Source organism: Telmatocola sphagniphila, assembly GCF_018398935.1.
GTDB lineage: Bacteria > Planctomycetota > Planctomycetia > Gemmatales > Gemmataceae > Telmatocola > Telmatocola sphagniphila.
Genome location: NZ_CP074694.1, coordinates 2,659,852 through 2,678,648 on the forward strand (window position 1 = coordinate 2,659,852; position 18,797 = coordinate 2,678,648).

Sequence of the window (18,797 nt, forward strand, 5' to 3'; positions counted from 1 at the left end):
ATTTGTCTCCAGATGCTACGAAAAAAATTCTCGTTTTGTTCTTCGATCGTCTACCGACCCGTTGGATTTCCGGCTACGGCAGCGACTGGCTCGAAACACCCGAGTTCGACAAAATGATGGCCGAGGGGCTGACCTTCGATGATTATTTTTCCGCCAATATCGACCCGAACGACGATTCCTGGATCGATCCGCTCCTGGAAAAACTGGAAGGAAACGATATTCCCCTGGAGCAGGAATTCCTGCCGCTTTCGCATCTGGCGGCCACTCTGGAAGCCAGCGAGGACGATGAACCGACCGAGGAGGAGGCTCTGGTAGCCGATACGCTAGAAGAAATCGTCGGATTTTTTAGCGAAGAGGAGGCCGGGGTATATTGGTTGGAAATTCAAACGAATCTTTCTGAAAGGCTCGCCCAACAACTTCCTGACGACCGGGAACCGGCCAGTTCCGCCATCGCCGAATTGATGAAGCAAGCGGATTTTCTGGTTGGGATGATTCGCGAAACCCTGAAACAACGCGAACTGGAAGATAAAGTCTCGATTATTTTAACGAGCGGAGAAGGCTGCCCGCTTCCCCACCAAAAAGCGGGTACCCTGCACTCTGCTGCCACGCACTTGCCCTTGATCGTTCTCCATCCCAACGCGGCCATCGGCGAACGCCGGGAGGCCATTTGTACCGAAATTGATTTGGCAGATTTCCTGGTGAACGGAAATTCGTCGGAACAAGAACCGCTCGGGCTGACTCCGTTGTTTCAATCGGATCTCGCACAGCTCCATGAATACCTGATCCAAAAATCGGCTGATGCGATCGCTCTGCGAACTCCGGCCTGGCTTTTTATTGAACAGGCGGAACGCAATTTACTTTTCAAGAAACCCGAAGATCGCTTTGAAGTCAATGATTTATCTAACAAGCAACAGGAGTGGTGCGAATCGGCCCGTAAATTCCTGCAGTTGGTAAAGAATTCCTTAACTCCGTTACCATTGCCCGAGCCGCTCAAGACTTAGGATCTTGCTTGGCTGCGAAATCACTCGGTGTATCGAGCAACTACTTTGTCGCGAAGTAATTGTCGAAGCTCAGCCGCTCCTTCGAAAATATCGAACTCTATTCGAAGGTAATACAGCGGGCGCAAACCTAAATTCGATATACGAAGCTTCACAAAATCTTTCTGCGTTGTGAGAACGGGCATTCCCGCCGGAAACGAGCTTGCCCATTCGCCGAGAGATTTCACATCCGTAGACCGAAAATTGAAATGATCGGGATAGGTTCGAAAATCCTGAATCTCCACCCCTAGAGCTTCGAGAGTTTTTCGAAAACTTTCCGGATTGGCCAGACCGCAGAACGCCAAGGCCTTATGACCTCGAAAACATTCCGGCGGTAAAGCCTCTGCTCCTTCCTGTTGCCAGATCGCCGGAGCATGTCGCGCCAGAGAGACGGGAAGGCCTGGCTTATACTTTTGAAACAACTCCCGCCAGGATTTTAGCGATAGTTCCGAAACTCGATCCGCATGGGTGAGAATCAAAGCATCGGCCCGGCGAATACCAGCGAGAGCTTCGCGGAGATAGCCGCGCGGAAAGATCCGAACCGCTTTTTGAGAGGCATCAAACAGTACGATATTCAGATCCCGCGCCAGCCGGCGATGTTGAAAGCCATCATCGAGAATCAAGACTTGGGATTCCAACTCTTCGATGGCCGTGCGAGCCACCGCTGCCCGATTCCTGCCCTGCAAATGGGGCACATCGGGGAGATTTTCTTCAAGCAATAAAGCCTCGTCATTGGGTCCGGAATCCGAACCGTAGCCCCGACTCAGAATCGCCACCATCAGGTCCTGTTCGCGCAAATATTTGGCAATCCACTCCACGCAAGGAGTCTTTCCGGTACCACCCAGGGTTAAATTCCCAATGCTGACCACTGGAACATCCACGGAGGCTGAAGAGAGGATTTTTTTATCGTAAAGCCAATTCCTGCAGGAGGTTACAAGTCTGTAGAGAAGGCCAAGCAACCCCAGGAAGGCATTGCCAGCCAGAGCGAGCGGGTTAGCAGATTTGTTCTCGACGAGATTTTTCCAGGCGGCGACTATCGACAAAGAAACTCCTCGTAACGAGCAACTGACTATAATTAGTTCAGAGGTTAAATTATCATGCTGCAACGCGGGATTTATATATTTCTGACGGTGTTCTGGCTTGGCGTAGCTCTATTTCTGACGTTTCGCGGTTATTTGATGCCGGACTGGAATCCAGCAGAGGAACAGGCTCGGAAGCTTCAATGGCTTCAGGTGGCCTCTTTTATTTTCGTCGGTTGGAATTTGGTACGCTTGGCCTTGAATCGCTCTCAGAGGCGGCAACAGTCGCAAATAGCCGAGGATTATGCTCGCCGCATTCAGGATCGCCCGGATCCGGCTAACAAAGCTAATCGGGAAACTTCGCCTTGAAAAAAGGATAATGAAAAATTAAAATTCAGACACCTACCTTCGCCCGTTCTGATTTTGCTTCGACTATGAATACCTGCCTGAAGATTCCCGGTTTGCTGTTACTCTGCGCGCTCGGTATTTCGACCCTCGGCTGTTCGGAGGATCCGGGCATCCGCCATTACAAGGAACCGCGAGTTGCCGGCGACACCAAAAAAGCCGAGGCACCGGGCAAGGCGTTCGTGCCGGAAGCCGGAAGTCTGATCCGCTATCTGAACGCCATCGTTCCCACTCCCGATGGGCGATCCTATTTCGTCAAATTGATGGGTCCACCGGAAGATCTCGCCAAAATCGAACCGGCGTTCACCAAGTTCATTCAATCGCTGAAGTTTCCCAAGGAAGCAGGCAAGAGTCTGACCTGGGAAGCGCCGGAGAACTGGACGACCGGTCCCGAGAATCAGATGCGGATCGCCACTTTGCGGATCCCCTCGGGGGAGAAGAAACTCGAATTGACGATCACGCTTTTCGGGGGTGATCTCAAAGCCAACATCGACCGTTGGCGCATGGAACTGGGCCTTCCGGAACTCGGTGCAATCGGTGACGCGGAATATCAGAAAACGGTTAAGGAAATGACTGTCGACGGCTCCAAAGTGTATATCGTCGATATGCAAGGTATCAAAAAACCAGGTGGCATGGCGCCGCCTTTCATGAAACAGTAACTCCCCACTTGCTCAAGCGGTAATAGATATGGCAAACGATCCCAAGATACACGATAGCTACGTGAGCGAGACGCCGAGTTACAAATCGTCGCTCGAAACATCTACTCTCCCCGAATGGCGGCACATTCTCAAGCCGCTCGCTTCGTTGCAATTGACAGTTACTCTCTTCGTACTGTCGCTGCTATTGGTCTTTTACGGCACTTTGGCTCAGAAAACCAGCAGCACCTGGACGGCCGTGGATGATTATTTCCGCTCTTACCACGTCTGGATTCCCAATCAGTTGAACGCTGAATTTTTCTCGACCTTCTTCGATAGCTGGGTCGGCAAAAATCCGCAATGGAGTGGCTCAATCCCCTTCCCCGGCGGGAAAACCATCGGCCTGCTCCTGCTGGCGAATCTGCTGGCCGCGCATCTCGTGCGATTCAAACTGACCTGGAAGCGCTCGGGCATTATCATCGTCCACCTCGGCCTGATATTGATGCTGCTCAGCGAATTGGTAACTGGCTATTTATCCGTCGAGTCGCTCATGATCATGCGCACGGGGGATCGCACCAATTTTGTCAGCTACTCTCGCGAGTACGAACTGGCTTTCACTAAACAGGGCGATCCCAAATTCGACGAGGCGATCACGGTTTCGCAAAAGCTCTTGAAGGATGGGAACAGGATCTCCGATCCGGAACTGCCGGTCGATATCCAGGTCGTTGAATACTGGCCCAACTCTGAGCTGCTTCTGATCGCCCCGGCGACATTGACTCAGACTTCGGTGACGGTGATTACCGATCCCCGGAGCATGTCCACGGCGGAACACAAGCTCACCCCCACCGATGTGATTCTTACGTTGCTTGATGGCAAAAAATATCTACTGACTCGTTCGCGAATCGTAACCGGGGTCGAAGCATCCGAAAAAGAGAACATGCCGACGATTGTGGTCGACCTTTTTGAAAAAGGGACCGAGAAGAAAATCGGCACTTATCACCTTTCGGATTGGGATTTCTTCTATTCCATTCGCGGCCTCCAAATGTTCCCGGAAGTGACCGTGGAACACCAGGGCGAAAAGTACACAGTCAGTTTCCGGAATCGCCGTTCTTATCGCCCCTTCTCGATCGAACTGAAGAATTTCGAACACAAAGTCTATGAAGGAACGCAGATGGCTCGAGATTTCGCCAGCACGGTGAAACTCGTCGATTCGGATGGCTACGAAAAGGACGACATCCGGATCTGGATGAATAATCCCCTTCGATACAAGGGCGAATCCTTCTTCCAGCATCAGCATATGGGCGATGGCCAGGGCACCGTGCTGATGGTAGTGAAGAACCCGGCCCGACTTTGGCCTTATATTTCTTGCGCTATGGTGACTCTCGGTCTGATCGTTCAGTTTTTATTGAGTCTGAACAAAAAAATGAGCACCATGGCCCAACAGGAAGAGAAGGCACTGGAAGCAAAAGAGGCAAAATTGGCCGCAAAAAAATCGGCCCGAGGATCTGAAAAGCCACCTCACAATTTGGAAGCCGAGGAAAATCCCGATGCGGTATCTCCCTCACTCCTGCTGACCTTTTTGCCTCTGGCTACCGTCTTAATTGCCGCGACCTGGCTGGCCTCGAAATACAACGAATTGAAAACGGCTTCCAGCGATCCGGTCTATCGCCAAATCGCTCGACTTCCGATCATGGAAGAAGGTCGCGTGATGCCGCTGGACACCTATGCCCGCTTCCGGCTGCAATCGATCAGTAACCGCACGGAAGTATTCAAATGGAATGCAGAGAAGCACAAAGCGGAGTACTCGAAATCAGCGCTGGAATGGATTCTCGATACCATGCGGAATTCTTCCCCGATCGAGGGACCAGGTGCCAAGAATCAGATTTTCCGCATCGATAATGATGAATTACTCGGAGCGATGAAACTGGAGCCGCGGCCAGGTTTCTTCCGTTACTCCCTGGAGGAAATCGCCCCTTCCTATCAGAATCTCGTCAAGCATGTCGAGGAAGCGGTGAAAAAAGATCCCAAACAGCGGGAACTTTTCGACGAAAAAGTCCTTCTGCTGAGAAGCAAAATCGAAGTATATCTCAGCATAGCCTTGGGAAACACTCCACACATTTATCCGCCGATCGCTGCGGGTGGAAGTTGGGAAAGTGTACACGATCAAGAGGAGAACATTAAGAAGTTCAATCCTTCTGCCGCGCAGCGTGATGAAGCTCGTGAACGTGCCAAGAAGCGAATTGAAAGCATTCTCATTCAGCAATTCGGTAAACTCGAAAGCGTTCCGCCGAAGATTATGGAACAGGCAAAAGGACTGGAAGACGAAACCACCGCTCGCGAACTCTATGAGGATTACCGAAATACTCTGCCGAAATTGAATCGCGACATCGATGATCTCATCGAAGCGCATCAGAATGGGAAAGCGAGTGAACTCGACAAGCTCATGCAGAGCATCTGGGATTCCTATCCCAAAGATCCCTCGCCTTACAGTCAATCTAAGATCGAGAGGGAAGTGCGAATGAATTTCCTCTCCCCCTTCTATTATTCGTGTTTCCTGTATCTGACCTCGGCGATCCTGATTATGGCATCGCTTTTGTTCGGACAAGTGAAGGTCCTCAGCAGAATGGCCTTCGGCTTAACCGCTTTAACGTTTCTGGTGCACACCACAGCCTTGATTATGCGAATGGTTATTCAGGAACGCCCCCCGGTGACCAATTTATACTCATCGGCCATCTTCATCGGCTGGTTCGCCGTCGGCCTTTCATTGGTTTTCAGTCGCGTGCTGAAATCCGATCTTCCGACCTTGGCGGGGAATTTCATCGGAGCGGCCACGCTCTACATCGCCAACGTCTATCTGAGTGCTTCTGGAGATTCCCTCGGGATGCTGCAAGCGGTGTTGGATACCGACTTCTGGTTGGCCACGCACGTGACCACTGTTACGATTGGCTATAGCGTGACTTATCTGGCGGGAATACTTGGTATTGTCTACATTTTTGCCCGTCCATTTGTGGATGCCAAGCAGTCGAAATACATCGCGGGCATGATTTACGGCTCGACCTGTCTGGCCATACTGTTCAGCTTTCTGGGGACGGTGCTGGGCGGACTCTGGGCCGATGCTTCCTGGGGTCGATTCTGGGGCTGGGATCCCAAAGAGAATGGGGCCGTACTGGTAGTGATTTGGAATGCCCTGATTCTGCACGCTCGCTGGTGCGGACTCGCCAAGAACCGTGGGATTGCATTGCTGGCTATCGGCGGCATTATGGTCACCACCTGGTCCTGGTTCGGTACCAACCAGTTGGGGATTGGTCTGCATGCTTACGGTTTCGATAAAGGCTTGGCAGAATTCTGCCAGTATACCTGGGAAGGTACGATTCTGCTGATCGGTCTGGGCCTCATCCCCTTCAAGTTCCACCCTAAAGCGGCTTAATTCCCGATTCAGATTTCTACCCGCTTGCGGGTGCCGGGTAGAAATCTTATCCTCTCTAATAATCCCCTTGGCGGCCAACCGGAATTATTGCTTCTTCCGGAGGTGTCGCAACGGGAATTCATTCATTAGAGAGGCTCTCCCATGTCAACCAAAAAGGTTCGCGTTGCAATCGTAGGCCTGGGCTTCGGGGCGGAATTCATTCCCATTTATCAAGCCCACCCCAATGCCGAAATGGCCGCCATCTGCCGACGAAATGTCAAGGAACTTAACGCCTGCGGCGACAAATACAAAATCGCCAAGCGGTACACCAGCTACGAAGATCTGCTGAAAGATCCGGATATCGATGCCATTCACATCAATAGCCCGATTCCCGATCACGCTTCGCAGAGTCTGGCCGCGCTGAAAGCGGGCAAGCATGTCGCCTGTACGGTACCGATGGCCACCACGCTGGATGAACTGCACGTCCTGTGCGACGCCCAGCGAAAGAGCGGCAAAGTCTACATGATGATGGAAACCGTCGTCTACGCTCGCGAATATCTTTTCGTCAAAGAGCTCTACGACAAAGGGGAGTTGGGTCGTCTGCAATTCCTGCGCGGCAGCCATCAGCAGGATATGGATGGCTGGCCTGATTACTGGCCAGGCCTGCCGCCCATGCACTACGCCACCCACTGCGTCAGTCCCTGCCTCGCCATTCTCGGCAAGCTGGCCGAGAGCGTTGTCTGCCACGGCTCGGGTCGGATTCGCGAAGAGCTCATTCCCAAGTACAACAGCCCGTTCGCCCTTGAAACGGCCACCTTCAAGATTCGCGGTAGCGATGTGGTGGCCGAAGTGACCCGGAGCCTCTTCGATACCGCCCGGCAGTATCGAGAAAGTTTCGATGCCACGGGATCCAAGAAGTCCTTCGAATGGCAGCAGGTCGAAAATGAAGATCCGGTGATTCATACCCGCGGCCTGCCGGAGCCGGAAATTCCCCAGCGCGTGAAGGTGCCCGATTACGCCCACCTCTTGCCGGAACCGATTCGCAAATTCACCATGCCAGCCGCGATTCAGGACGCCGATCACCTGAGCTTCCTGCAAGGGGGTGGCCACGGTGGCAGTCACCCGCACCTGACGCACAATTTCTTGATGGCCGTGCTAGGGGAGAAGGTCGCGATGCCCGATGCACCGACTTCCGCCAACTGGACCGCTGTCGGAATTTGTGCCCATATGTCGGCCATGAAGGGCGGCGAACGCGTCGAGATCCCGAACTTTTAATGAAGCGATGCGGTCTTAGATTCCTAGAGGACAAATGAATCCGTCCGTCTGGACGGACTCAAATCGTGTGATATACTCAAGTTATGATTCGAATTCAGGCTATTCGCGTTAACGATGTCACCGAGGTACGTATTGTACGCTCCGTAGTCGTTATTATTCACGGCGAATAGCTCCGGGCGGGTCAGAACTTAGACACCCTCAAAGCCCTGGAGCCAAACTCCAGGGCTTTTTTTGTTGATTGGAATACGAGAAAAGCGGTTACGAGAAAAGCTTTATGAAACGCATCGCCATATACGATACCACGCTCCGCGACGGCAGCCAGGGGGAAGGTGTGAACTTCTCCCTGGAAGATAAGCTTCTTCTCACGAAAAAGCTCGATGAACTGGGGGTCGATTACATCGAAGGGGGCTATCCCCTTTCCAACCCCAAAGATCACGAATACTTCGTGGCGGTTCAGCAACTGCCATTGAAACACTCCAAGGTTTGTGCCTTCGGCATGACCCGCCGGAAGAATTCGCCGCCCGAAACAGACACCTGCTTGAAAGCACTCATCGACTCCCAAGCTCCCGTAATTTGCATCGTGGGCAAAACCTGGGATATGCAGGTGCAGCAGATTCTTTCGACTTCACTCGAAGAGAATCTGAAAATGATCGAGGACTCCATCGCTTATTGTCGATCACTCGGCCGGGAAGTGATGTACGACGCCGAGCATTTTTTCGACGGCTATAAAGCGAATCCGGAATATGCTCTGAAAACCCTGAAGGCCGCGGAAAAAGCGGGAGCCAGTGTGGTGATCCTGTGCGATACCAACGGCGGCACCATGCCCGAGGTGATTTCCGAGCGTGTAACAGCCGTCTGCAAAGAAATCAAGTGCCAGGTGGGCATTCACTGCCACAACGACTGTGAACTGGCGGTTGCGAACAGCCTGGCCGCGGTACGCGCTGGTGCGTCGCAAGTACAGGGAACTATGAATGGCATCGGCGAACGCTGCGGCAACGTGGACCTGGTCAGCGTTATCGCCAACCTGAACCTGAAATACGGCCTGGAAGTTCTTCAACCAGGAAGTCTGGCGAAACTGACGGAAGCCTCCCGCTATGTCTACGAGATTGCCAATCTCAACCATCGCAACGGCCAGCCATTCGTGGGACAAAGTGCCTTCGCCCACAAAGGGGGCATGCATACCCATGCGGTCGCTTTAAATCCGGTGAGCTACGAGCACATCGATCCCACTCAGGTGGGGAACGAACGTCGGGTGCTGGTCAGCGAACTGTCCGGCCGTTCGACCATACTGACGAAAACGCAGAAATACGACCTGCACAATGATAAACCGTTGATGAGCAAGATCTTGAATCAAGTGCAGGATCTGGAAAACGACGGCTATGAATTCGAAGCGGCCGAGGCTTCCTTCGACTTGCTGGTGAAGAAAGTGGCCGGGCTATATAAACCCTGGTTCGATCTCATCGCTTACCGCGTGAACATCGAACATGACAAAAATAACAAACCGATCACCGAGGCCACGGTCAAGATCGGTCTGGCCGATAAAATCCTGCATACGGTGGCGGAAGGCGATGGCCCGGTGAACGCCTTGGATGGGGCTTTGCGCAAGGCCCTGCTCTCCTCGTTTCCGCAACTGTCGGAACTGCAGTTGGTCGATTACAAAGTACGCGTCGTCAACAACCGGGCAGGCACGGCGGCCAAGGTGAGAGTGACCATCGAATCGCGCGATCAGGGCGATGTCTGGGGTACCATCGGAGTTTCTGAAAATATCATCGAAGCCAGCTGGCTGGCGCTAGTCGATTCCATCGAATACAAGTTGTTCAAGGACAAGGAAGCGGGAGCGAAAACGAATTGAATGCAAGGCGATGAAACTCCCTTGCGTTTAATCTCTTCGGAAAAATATATATGAGCAACGAAATCGCCAAAGCCTACGACACCAAGGAAGCGCAAGGCCGCTGCCTGCAATTCTGGTTGGAAAAGGGTTACTTTTCTGCCGATCCTAAAAATCCGGCCGAAGCCTATTCCATCGTCATCCCGCCGCCGAACGTCACAGGGGCATTGCACCTCGGGCACGCTCTGAACAACACCCTGCAGGATATCCTGATCCGCTGGCGGCGGATGCAGGGCCGCAATACCTTGTGGATTCCCGGGACCGATCATGCCGGGATCGCCACGCAGAGTGTGGTGGAAAAGCGCATTCTGACGGAAGAGAAAAAGAATCGCCACGACCTCGGCCGCGAGGAACTGGTCAAACGCATCTGGCAATGGAAAGAGCAATACGAAGCCCGCATCACCACCCAGTTGAAGCAACTAGGCTCCAGTGCGGACTGGAATCGGCAGCGCTTTACGCTCGACCCGATCTGCGCCAAGGCCGTGCGCGAAACCTTCTTCAACATGTTCAAGGACGGCTACATCTACCGCGGCAAACGGTTGGTGAACTGGGATACGCAACTGCAAACCAGCGTGGCCGATGATGAAACTTACACTGAGGATACGGCTGGGGGATTTTGGACGTTCCGTTATCCCGTGGTTGGGAGTGAAGAATCGATTCGCTTTTCGACCACGCGACCGGAAACCATGCTCGGCGACTCCGCCCTCTGCGTGCACCCCAGCGATGAACGCTACCAGCATCTGATCGGCAAAAGAGTTTCTTTACCGCATAGCCTGGGTAGGACGATTCCCATCATCGCCGATGGCTTGCTGGCCGATCCGACGCTGGGTACCGGATGCGTGAAGGTGACACCGGCTCACGATCCGAACGACTATGCTTGCTGGCAGCGAAATCCGCAGATTGAGATCATCAACATCCTCAATCCGGACGGCACCATAAACGCTAATGGAGGTAATTACGCCGGGCAGGATCGTTTCAAGGTTCGCGAAGCGATTGTGAAAGAGATGGAAGAACTCGGGTTTTTTGAAGGCCGGGAAGACCGTACAATTCCTTTGAAATTCAGCGATCGCAGCAAGACGCCGATTGAGCCCTATCTCTCCGATCAGTGGTTCGTGAAAATGGCTGATCGCGAGGATGGTAAGCCGGGCCTGGCTCAAATGGCGCTCGATGCCGTGACTTCCGGTGCGGTAAAATTTTTCCCCGAAAGATACGCCAAGACCTATCTCGACTGGCTGGGGGAAAAACGCGACTGGTGCATCAGCCGGCAGTTATGGTGGGGGCACCGAATACCTGTATGGACTAAAGTGATTTCATCATCGGATATGAGGTACAAGCTTGAACACGACGAACAATGGTCTGATTTTTTCCTTGCAGGCGAAGCTTCAGAACATCTTATTGCGGTTCAAACTTCGACTGAAATGTACCACGTGACCGGACATAGAAAATCTCACCAATGTTTTGGGGAAGCAATTCAGACTTCAGAGAAAGAAGAAGTCACATGGTTTATCGCACCTTCACCTTCACAAAGTGACAACCCTAACTTCGTGTCTTGGCTGAATTCGCATGGATTTACGCAAGATTCTGACGTCCTCGACACTTGGTTCTCCTCCGCGTTGTGGCCGCATTCGACTCTCGGCTGGCCGGAAGAGACACCCGAGTTCAAAAAGTATTACCCAACCAGCACCCTGGTGACTAGCCGCGACATCATCACTTTGTGGGTGGCCCGCATGGTGCTGACCGGCCTCTACAACACCGGCAAAATTCCGTTCCGACATGTTTACGTTCACCCGAAGATGCTGGATGGATTTGGCGAAACCATGTCCAAATCCAAGGGCAACGGGGTGGATCCGCTCGATATCATCGATATTTACGGCACGGATGCTTTGCGTTTTGGAATGGCAAGCTTGGCGACCGAAACCCAGGATAGCCGATTACCAGTCAGCAACATCTGCCCTAACTGCGGTACTTCGGTTCCGGTCAAGCAAGAGCACATGTACATGCGGACGAAGAAGCTGAATTGCCCTTCGTGCAAACAGCCATTCCGTCCGGGGGGTCCCTGGCCCGATGAAGACAAGGAATTGAAGACGGCCAAGCAAGGCGCAGAACGCTTCGAACTGGGTCGAAACTTCGCCAACAAGATGTGGAACGCCGCTCGATTCATTTTGATGAATATCGAGCCGGGCTTTGTGCCTCAAAAACTCGATTACGCAAAGCTCCCGATTGAAGACAAATGGATTCTCAGTCGCTTATCCACGACCTCGCGAGAAATTACCGAACATCTCGAAAGCTACCGATTCAGCGATGTCGCCAAGCAGATTTACGAATTCACCTGGTCGGAATTCTGCGACTGGTACATCGAAATGGCCAAGGGTCGCACGAAAGGCGACTCCGCAGAGAGCGTTCAATCGGTACTGGTCGGTGTGCTCGATGGGATTCTGAAACTGGTACATCCCGTGATGCCCTTTGTGGCCGAGAGCATCTGGCAGGAACTCAATCAACGGGTGCCCAACCGCGGTCTGGAATCTGTCGCCAAAGCCGCCGATTCTGTAATGGTTGCCTCCTGGCCGAGCTATCCGGCGAGTTGGTCCGATGCCGGGTTGGAAAAACGCTTTGCCCGCATGCAGGAACTGGTGCGCGGCGTGCGCGAGATTCGCAATCGCTATATGATCGATACCCGCACGCCTTTGGATACGACGGTCATTTGTGCCGAGGAAGTGGCGAGCGATTTCACTGCTCTCGAATTGTTTATCAAGCTTCTGGCGGGAGTGGGCAAACTCGAAAGTGGACCGGGACTTACTAAGCCGAAACAGGCCGCGACGGTCTTGGCAAGCGACTTTGAGACCTTCGTATCGTTGCAGGGGTTGATTGATCCCGCCGGCGAGGTGAAACGACTAGAGAAGCAGATCGTCGACAAGAAAAAATCGTTGGAAGGTACCCGAAAGAAACTTTCCGACGAGAAATTCGTATCGCGAGCCCCGGCAGAGATCATCGAGCAGCAGAAAGCCCTGATCGTCGATCTCGAAAAGCAGATCGTCAGTTTGGAAGGGATGATTCAGAGCTTTAAGGAGTGAGCTTTCAGCTTTCAGCTTTCAGCTTTCAGCTTTCAGCTTTCAGCTTTCAGCTTTCAGCTTTCAGCTTTCAGCTTTCAGCTAGGAAATTTTAGTTGAGAGCGAATAGCACCCGGAGTAATTATTTTGACGGGAAAGCCCCAGTTTAAAATTCTCTCGCTAACCGCTGACCGATAATCAATAATTCTTAAACACCTTCTGGGGATATAAAGTCCCCTCTTTGCGGCTGACAATCCCCTGAAGAACGCCCTTTTGATCGAAAAGTGCGAGTTCCTCCAAATCGGGTTGCCCAAGCCGATTGAGAAACTGGCCCTGATAGAGTTTGGCGATCTCTTCCTCCGAAATCTGCTCGCGAGGCATACCCGCTATCGCACTTTCCATCGGCATCACGGCCCGTTGGATCATTTCAAAATTGCAATCGACCGGCAGTGGATCTGAAAGATCGAATGGGCCCACTGCTTCGCGTTCGAGTACTTGTACCAGACCGCCACAACCTAATTTCTCTCCCAGGTCGCGAGCAATCGAGCGGATGTAAGTCCCTTTTCCGCAATGGATGCGGAGTTCCAACTCTGGCCACTGGTACCCGAGAAAGTCAATGCAGTCGATCCGCACAGGTCGAGGAGTCAGTTCCACCGTCCTGTTTTTTCGGGCTAGCTCGTGGGCTCTTTTGCCATCAATTTTGATGGCGGAAAAGGCGGGAGGTAACTGCTCGATGATTCCGACAAACGACTCCAGTTTCTCGCGAATATCGGCTTCTGCTACTGGCGTCTGCCCTGCTCTCTCCGCGATCTCCCCGGCGGCATCGTCGGTGCTGCTGGTAGCTCCCAACCGAATGACCGTTCGGTAAACCTTCGGCATGTCCTGCAGATATTCAATCAGACGCGTGGCCTGGCCTAGAGCGAGCAGCAGCACGCCACTGGCTAACGGGTCGAGGGTTCCCGCATGGCCCAGTTTGGTGCGGCGAAAGAGCAGCTTCTGAATTTCGTTGACCGCCGACCGGGAGGTGGGACCGGAAGGCTTATTGAGTACCAGGATTCCGTGCATGTCGCTCTACCAACGAAAAAACCCGCCGAACTCGGCGGGTGGGGAAGGTCCAAGTTCGCTTACGTCCGAGGAATGGCAATTTGGCACCAGCCCAGATCCAGGCTCTTGGGGGCCGAGGGGTCTTCCCGGAAATACTTGGGAGAGAGCGAGTACAGAACGAATCGGCCCTGCTTTTTATCCTGCACCAGACCGGCCGAGCGCAACACACCCAAGTGGTGAGAGACGTTAACGATGGCCACATCCAGCATTTTGTGAAGTTCGGTGACATTTTTCGAACCGGCCCAAAGACACTCGATAATGCGTATCCGATTGGGTTCAGCGATCGCCTGGAGTAACTTAGCGCAGTTCTTCGCTTGTTCCAGGTCGGTCATTGAGGTGGATCCTTCGGTCAAAGACATATCTAAATATCCAAAAAATAGGGGTTCATCTGGCTGAAATGAACCGAAATTACCAGTGTTCATTCATTTATATGAATGTTAGGGGGGCGGGCAATAGGAATATCCCCGGCAAATAGGCTGGCAATTAAAATGCTATAAGTCCATGACAATTAAAGACTTATAGATTAATGAGTTTTTCATGTACAATCAGGGAGTCGTACGATCATCCCTGAATCAATTCCTACCGCGCTGACACCAGGGAGCGCCGCAGGAAGGTCCTTCTCCACCGCAGGGTGTGCTCGAAGCCATTGCCATGACCGGCTTTGCGGGCATACTCAAGAGTTGCCGAAGGTGCTTATTCTGGCAGTCCGGGCAGTGCAAGTCTTCTCGATCCTGATCGTTACGGATTAAAATTTCAAAATCTTTCTGACACGGATCGCAGTGATAGTCGTAAATTGGCATCGCTAATACCTCTAATCGCTTTTCCTTCGCTTTTTGTAGATTTCACTCGCCCGAAAGAGCAATTCTCGCTCTTCGTCCGTCAGGCTGGCCTGCCCCTGCTTCTGGACTTTATCCAGCACCTGATCGAGCCGGGCTTCCAACTGTTCATCGGTTGCAATTTTGATGTTGGGGGAACTCCGATTCGGCTCAGCTACAGATATCGGCTCGGATCGTTGGGAATTCGGTTTGGATTTCTCCCGGTATACCCTCAGCTGAGATTGCGAGTCCCGTTTTGCAAAGACGTTTAGTCGATTCAGGATTTTGAAAATCCGCCAATTGTTTCGTTTATAGAGAACCGCAAAGATGATACTCGTAAGGTCGGCGCCGAGATTGACGGGGGGGTGTCCATCAGAAACGTTCATCAAATCAATTGCGACCAAGAGACCGATGCAAATCCAGATGGGGACTGGGAGTACGAAAAAAAGCAAAATCTGGGTTCGCGGGTAATGCATTGCATAAAGCGTCAGAAGACTAACCATCGGAGTTGCGGCCAAGAACAGAATAATCGGCTCCTGAAGTGTCAGGCTGATTGCAAAGGCCACTACCGATCCGAGTAAACCGGCCGAGAGAAAAAAACTGACAAATTCCCGATCGCCATAAATCAGGCAAATTTCTTTACCGGCCCACCAAAGCGTGAACAAATTACAGAGCACTCCAAGCAATCCATACGGATTACTCAGGAATAAACCCGTGAACAGCCGCCAGATCTCCCCCTCCCGGATCGATTCGCTTTCAAAGATCATCCGCGAGGTGAAAGGGCCTATTCCCCGAGGGGGGAGTTGTTTTGTGAAAACTTCAGTAAGGAAAACCACTGAATAAATCACTACAAGCGTCTTAACAACCGATCCGGCGGAAAGGAGGTTTCCAAACGATCCTGCCGTGTCTTTCCTGTAATAATCTCGATCCTGGATTCCCATGAGGGCCCCCGTCCTGTGAATAATTTCATTCTTACAGACAGGACTATTGTCCGCCAGCAGATTTCAATTTTCCGCAAAGGCAAACCGGATATTTCTCCCGGTTCGAGCGTTTAATTTGGACGCCCGTTTCAGCATATCGTAGAAAACCTACTGTATTATTCGCCATCACTGGGCCAACGATCGGCGAATCCGGATAATATCACCGCCATCATCCGACCGGATCGATTGCACATGCAAACTGAACAACAGTCCGCCACGCTTCTCGAAGCATCCCGTATCGCTCAAGACTTTCAAATCCGCAAATCGCAGGTTGAGAGTGTGATGCAGCTACTGGATGAGGGGTGTACTGTACCCTATCTAGCAAGGTATGCACGCGAAAAAACGGGAGGACTACCGGAGGATATACTGCGGCGTCTTGCCGAGCGAATTCACGAATACCGACAGCATCAGGATCGCAAAAAAACGATTTTGAAAAACCTTGAAGCTCAGGGAAAGCTGACTCCGGAACTGAAGGAGGCCATCCAGGCCGCGGAAACTCCGCGAAGACTGGACGATCTCTACCTTCCCTTCAAGCCGAAGAAAAAATCGACTTCTCAGGATGCCCGCGATCGCGGGCTGGAACCACTGGCACTGGCCATCTGGAATCGCGATCCGGCTGTGGAAAATCTGCTCGATGTCGTCAACGGCATGGTCGCTCCGGAAAAACTACTCATCACACCGGAAGACGTGCTGAACGGTGCCCAGCAGATTCTCGCCGAGATGATCGCCGATCTGGCCATCGTGCGAGCTCCGGCCCGACCGATCCTCTGGGAAACCGGCAATCTGGTCGTTACCAAGAACGATTCGGCAAGCGAAGAAAAAGCACGCGATTATCGCGACTATCACAAATTCAGCGAGAGCATCAAAACCATCCCGGCCCATCGCATCCTGCTCATCAACCGGGGCGAACGGGAAAACGTACTGAAGGTTCGCGTGGAAGCGGATTCCGAGCGAATCAAACTCGCCAGTTTGAAAGCTCTGAATCTTCAGGATCATCCGCATCAGGCTTTTCTACTTCAAGTCGCCGACGATGCCATCACTCGCCTGCTTCTTCCGAGCCTGGAGAAGGAAGTCCGTCGCGAACTGACCGATATCGCCTCCGATCACGCCATCGGCACTGCCGCCCGTAACCTTCACAGCATGCTGATGCAGCATCCGCTGGTGAACAAGCGATTACTGGCGATCGACCCCGGCATGCGTAACGGCTGCCGCGTGGCGGTTCTTTCCGAAGACGGCGAACTTCTGGAAGAGACTTCGATTTTCCCGCACTCGCCGCAGTACCAGCGAAAAGAATCGAAGCACGCTCTCGAAAAAATGATTCGAAAGCATGGCGTTCAGGTCATCGCCATCGGCAACGGCACGGCCAGCCGGGATACCGAAGTCCTGGTCAGCGATTTGATCCATGCCTTCGATTGCAAGCGAAAAGGTTTGCCGATCCCGGAAGATCCGGTGATGGTCGCCCCGGCAGCTGCTAAAACCGAAAAAGAAGTAGCCAAACCGACCGCTCCGGAAGTCTCGGAAACACCTGCGGTTACGGCAGAAGCGAGTGAAACACCCGCCTCTGTCAGTGAAGTGTCGGAATCAACTCCGGAAGCGACTACGATAACACCTGAAACACCTGTCCCGGAAACGGCAACAACACCAACTGCGACTCCCGAAACTCCTGCTCCGGTAGAAGCGCCTCTGGCTGCTCCGGTAGAAGCGCCTCAGGTTGTTCTGGAAGATTTATCCGCGCTCCCAGAACCCGATCTGGAACTGGCTTATGCCGTCATCAACGAAGCGGGCTCCAACGACTACTCCACCAGCCCGATTGCTCGGGAAGAATTTCCCGAATTGGATCCCACAGTACGAGCGGCCATTTCGATCGGTCGCCGCTTACAGGATCCCTTGCGGGAGCTGGTCAAACTCGATCCACAGCAAATCGGAATCGGTGTCTATCAGCAGGATGTCAAAGTCAAGAAGCTGAAAGAGACGCTGGAAACGGTCATTGAATCGTGCGTCAACGATATTGGCGTCGATCTCAACAAGGCCACGATTTCCCTCTTGCGATTTGTCTCGGGTCTGAATCCCATTCTGGCCCGCGAGATCGTCGATCACCGCAGCCGAAACGGGGTTTATAAGAAGCGGGAAGATCTGCTGCAAGTATCGACCATGACGCCGGAGAAATATCGGCAAGCCGCCGCTTTCCTGCAGATCTCCGGGGGCGAAGAACCTCTCGATGCGACCCGATTGCATCCAGAACAATACGTCCTGCTGAAGCAATTGCTTTCCGAATACGGGTTTATCACTGCGGATCTTAGCCATCCTGAAAAGAATGAAAAGATCAAGGAAAAGCTGAAAACCTTCAATCTTCAGCAGCTATCTGAACGCTGGAAGGTCAGCCCCGACACGGTTAAGGATGTCCTCGATGCGGTATTCGTGCCGACCACCGACCCGCGCCTGCACGGACCAGTCCCCATTCTCCGCAAAGCCATGCTGCAATTCGAAGAATTGGCCGTTGGGCAGGAGCTGCAGGGAACGGTTCTCAATGTGGTTCAGTTCGGGGCTTTCGTCGATGTCGGACTTCGAGATAGCGGTCTGGTTCACATCAGTCAGATGGCCAATCGATTCATCCGAAGTCCTTTCGATGTCGTTTCGGTAGGCGATATTGTGAAGTGCTGGGTTCTGAAGATCGACACTACCGCGAAAAAAGTTTCGCTGACGATGATCGATCCCCATCCGCCCGCCCGACAGGAACGGCGACAGGATCAGCGGCCACCACGTCAGGAACAACGATCGGAGCGCAACGATCGACCGGCACCGCAAGGCGACCGTCCGCCGCGCCCCGCAGGACAAGGTGGCGGAGATCAACCCCGTCGCGGTTTCCAGCCTCGACCCGGCGGCGGCCAGCAACAAGGCGGCGGCCGGTTCCAACGCCGCGATCAACAAGCGCCGCCGCCCTCCTCCAAGCCTGTGGATGTCACGCCGCCGTCGAATCGTAAGCCTAGAACGGACAAGCCTTTACCGAAGCTTTCCAAGGATGCGTTGAAGGGGAAGGCCCCGCTGCAAACTTTTGGCGAGTTGATGGCTTTCTTCAAGGCCAAGGAAGAACCGGGCGCTCCCGCTAAACCTCCGGAATCTGCACCGCCGCAAGCTCCGGAAGCCCAAACACCTCCCGAAGGTGAAACACCTAAGGCGGAATAAAGT

Annotated in this window: 13 protein-coding genes; 8 read left to right on the plus strand and 5 right to left on the minus strand. The window is 53.0% G+C overall.

Annotated elements, in window-relative coordinates; all coding sequences use genetic code 11:
• Positions 1-2 precede the first annotated feature (2 nt).
• On the plus strand, positions 3-1,001 hold the full coding sequence (locus KIH39_RS10560) for an alkaline phosphatase family protein (protein ID WP_213499291.1): 999 nt from the start codon (positions 3-5) through the stop codon (positions 999-1,001).
• A gap of 20 nt (positions 1,002-1,021) precedes the next feature.
• On the opposite strand, the gene lpxK is transcribed toward KIH39_RS10560, so the two are convergent.
• Positions 1,022-2,080 carry a tetraacyldisaccharide 4'-kinase gene (gene lpxK, locus KIH39_RS10565; protein ID WP_213499292.1) on the minus strand — a complete coding sequence of 353 codons (1,059 nt, stop codon included), beginning with the start codon at positions 2,078-2,080 and terminating at the stop codon, positions 1,022-1,024.
• Positions 2,081-2,134: 54 nt separating this feature from the next.
• Between lpxK and KIH39_RS10570 the strand changes: the two genes are divergently transcribed.
• From KIH39_RS10570 to KIH39_RS10595, 6 genes are all read left to right on the plus strand, one after another.
• Positions 2,135-2,425 (plus strand): hypothetical protein, encoded by a 291-nt coding sequence (locus KIH39_RS10570; RefSeq protein WP_213499293.1) that lies wholly within the window; start codon positions 2,135-2,137, stop codon positions 2,423-2,425.
• A 65-nt stretch (positions 2,426-2,490) separates the two neighbouring features.
• On the plus strand, positions 2,491-3,120 hold the full coding sequence (locus KIH39_RS10575; RefSeq protein ID WP_213499294.1) for a hypothetical protein: 630 nt from the start codon (positions 2,491-2,493) through the stop codon (positions 3,118-3,120).
• A gap of 28 nt (positions 3,121-3,148) precedes the next feature.
• Positions 3,149-6,523 (plus strand): cytochrome c biogenesis protein CcsA, encoded by a 3,375-nt coding sequence (gene ccsA, locus KIH39_RS10580; RefSeq protein ID WP_213499295.1) that lies wholly within the window; start codon positions 3,149-3,151, stop codon positions 6,521-6,523.
• A 141-nt stretch (positions 6,524-6,664) separates the two neighbouring features.
• Complete coding sequence (locus tag KIH39_RS10585) at positions 6,665-7,777, plus strand: Gfo/Idh/MocA family protein (RefSeq protein WP_213499296.1); 1,113 nt, start codon at positions 6,665-6,667, stop codon at positions 7,775-7,777.
• A 274-nt stretch (positions 7,778-8,051) separates the two neighbouring features.
• Positions 8,052-9,629, plus strand: a complete 1,578-nt coding sequence (gene cimA, locus KIH39_RS10590; protein WP_213499297.1) for a citramalate synthase — start codon at positions 8,052-8,054, stop codon at positions 9,627-9,629.
• A 50-nt stretch (positions 9,630-9,679) separates the two neighbouring features.
• Entirely contained in the window at positions 9,680-12,736 is a 3,057-nt protein-coding gene (locus KIH39_RS10595) for a valine--tRNA ligase (RefSeq protein WP_213499298.1), read from the plus strand.
• 174 nt (positions 12,737-12,910) lie between these two features.
• On the opposite strand, the gene truB is transcribed toward KIH39_RS10595, so the two are convergent.
• The 4 genes from truB to KIH39_RS10615 all read right to left on the minus strand — a co-directional run bounded on the left by truB (position 12,911) and on the right by KIH39_RS10615 (position 15,572).
• Positions 12,911-13,777, minus strand: coding sequence for a tRNA pseudouridine(55) synthase TruB (truB, locus tag KIH39_RS10600; RefSeq protein ID WP_213499299.1), 867 nt, complete (start codon positions 13,775-13,777; stop codon positions 12,911-12,913).
• 59 nt (positions 13,778-13,836) lie between these two features.
• Positions 13,837-14,175: an ArsR/SmtB family transcription factor gene (locus tag KIH39_RS10605; RefSeq protein ID WP_246539644.1), complete on the minus strand. Its 339-nt coding sequence runs from the start codon at positions 14,173-14,175 to the stop codon at positions 13,837-13,839.
• A gap of 213 nt (positions 14,176-14,388) precedes the next feature.
• On the minus strand, positions 14,389-14,616 hold the full coding sequence (locus KIH39_RS10610) for an FmdB family zinc ribbon protein (RefSeq protein ID WP_213499300.1): 228 nt from the start codon (positions 14,614-14,616) through the stop codon (positions 14,389-14,391).
• Between the two features lie 11 nt (positions 14,617-14,627).
• Positions 14,628-15,572, minus strand: coding sequence for a rhomboid family intramembrane serine protease (locus tag KIH39_RS10615; RefSeq protein WP_213499301.1), 945 nt, complete (start codon positions 15,570-15,572; stop codon positions 14,628-14,630).
• Positions 15,573-15,803: 231 nt separating this feature from the next.
• Between KIH39_RS10615 and KIH39_RS10620 the strand changes: the two genes are divergently transcribed.
• Complete coding sequence (locus KIH39_RS10620) at positions 15,804-18,794, plus strand: Tex-like N-terminal domain-containing protein (protein ID WP_213499302.1); 2,991 nt, start codon at positions 15,804-15,806, stop codon at positions 18,792-18,794.
• Positions 18,795-18,797 lie beyond the last annotated feature (3 nt).

Coding starts and splice junctions, on each gene's coding strand:
- KIH39_RS10570 (WP_213499293.1), top strand. CDS start 2,135: ATGCTGCAACGCGGGATTTATATATTTCTGACGGTGTTCTGGCTTGGC.
- KIH39_RS10575 (WP_213499294.1), top strand. CDS start 2,491: ATGAATACCTGCCTGAAGATTCCCGGTTTGCTGTTACTCTGCGCGCTC.
- ccsA (WP_213499295.1), top strand. CDS start 3,149: ATGGCAAACGATCCCAAGATACACGATAGCTACGTGAGCGAGACGCCG.
- KIH39_RS10585 (WP_213499296.1), top strand. CDS start 6,665: ATGTCAACCAAAAAGGTTCGCGTTGCAATCGTAGGCCTGGGCTTCGGG.
- cimA (WP_213499297.1), top strand. CDS start 8,052: ATGAAACGCATCGCCATATACGATACCACGCTCCGCGACGGCAGCCAG.
- KIH39_RS10595 (WP_213499298.1), top strand. CDS start 9,680: ATGAGCAACGAAATCGCCAAAGCCTACGACACCAAGGAAGCGCAAGGC.
- truB (WP_213499299.1), bottom strand. CDS start 13,777: ATGCACGGAATCCTGGTACTCAATAAGCCTTCCGGTCCCACCTCCCGG.
- KIH39_RS10605 (WP_246539644.1), bottom strand. CDS start 14,175: ATGTCTTTGACCGAAGGATCCACCTCAATGACCGACCTGGAACAAGCG.
- KIH39_RS10610 (WP_213499300.1), bottom strand. CDS start 14,616: ATGCCAATTTACGACTATCACTGCGATCCGTGTCAGAAAGATTTTGAA.
- KIH39_RS10615 (WP_213499301.1), bottom strand. CDS start 15,572: ATGGGAATCCAGGATCGAGATTATTACAGGAAAGACACGGCAGGATCG.
- KIH39_RS10620 (WP_213499302.1), top strand. CDS start 15,804: ATGCAAACTGAACAACAGTCCGCCACGCTTCTCGAAGCATCCCGTATC.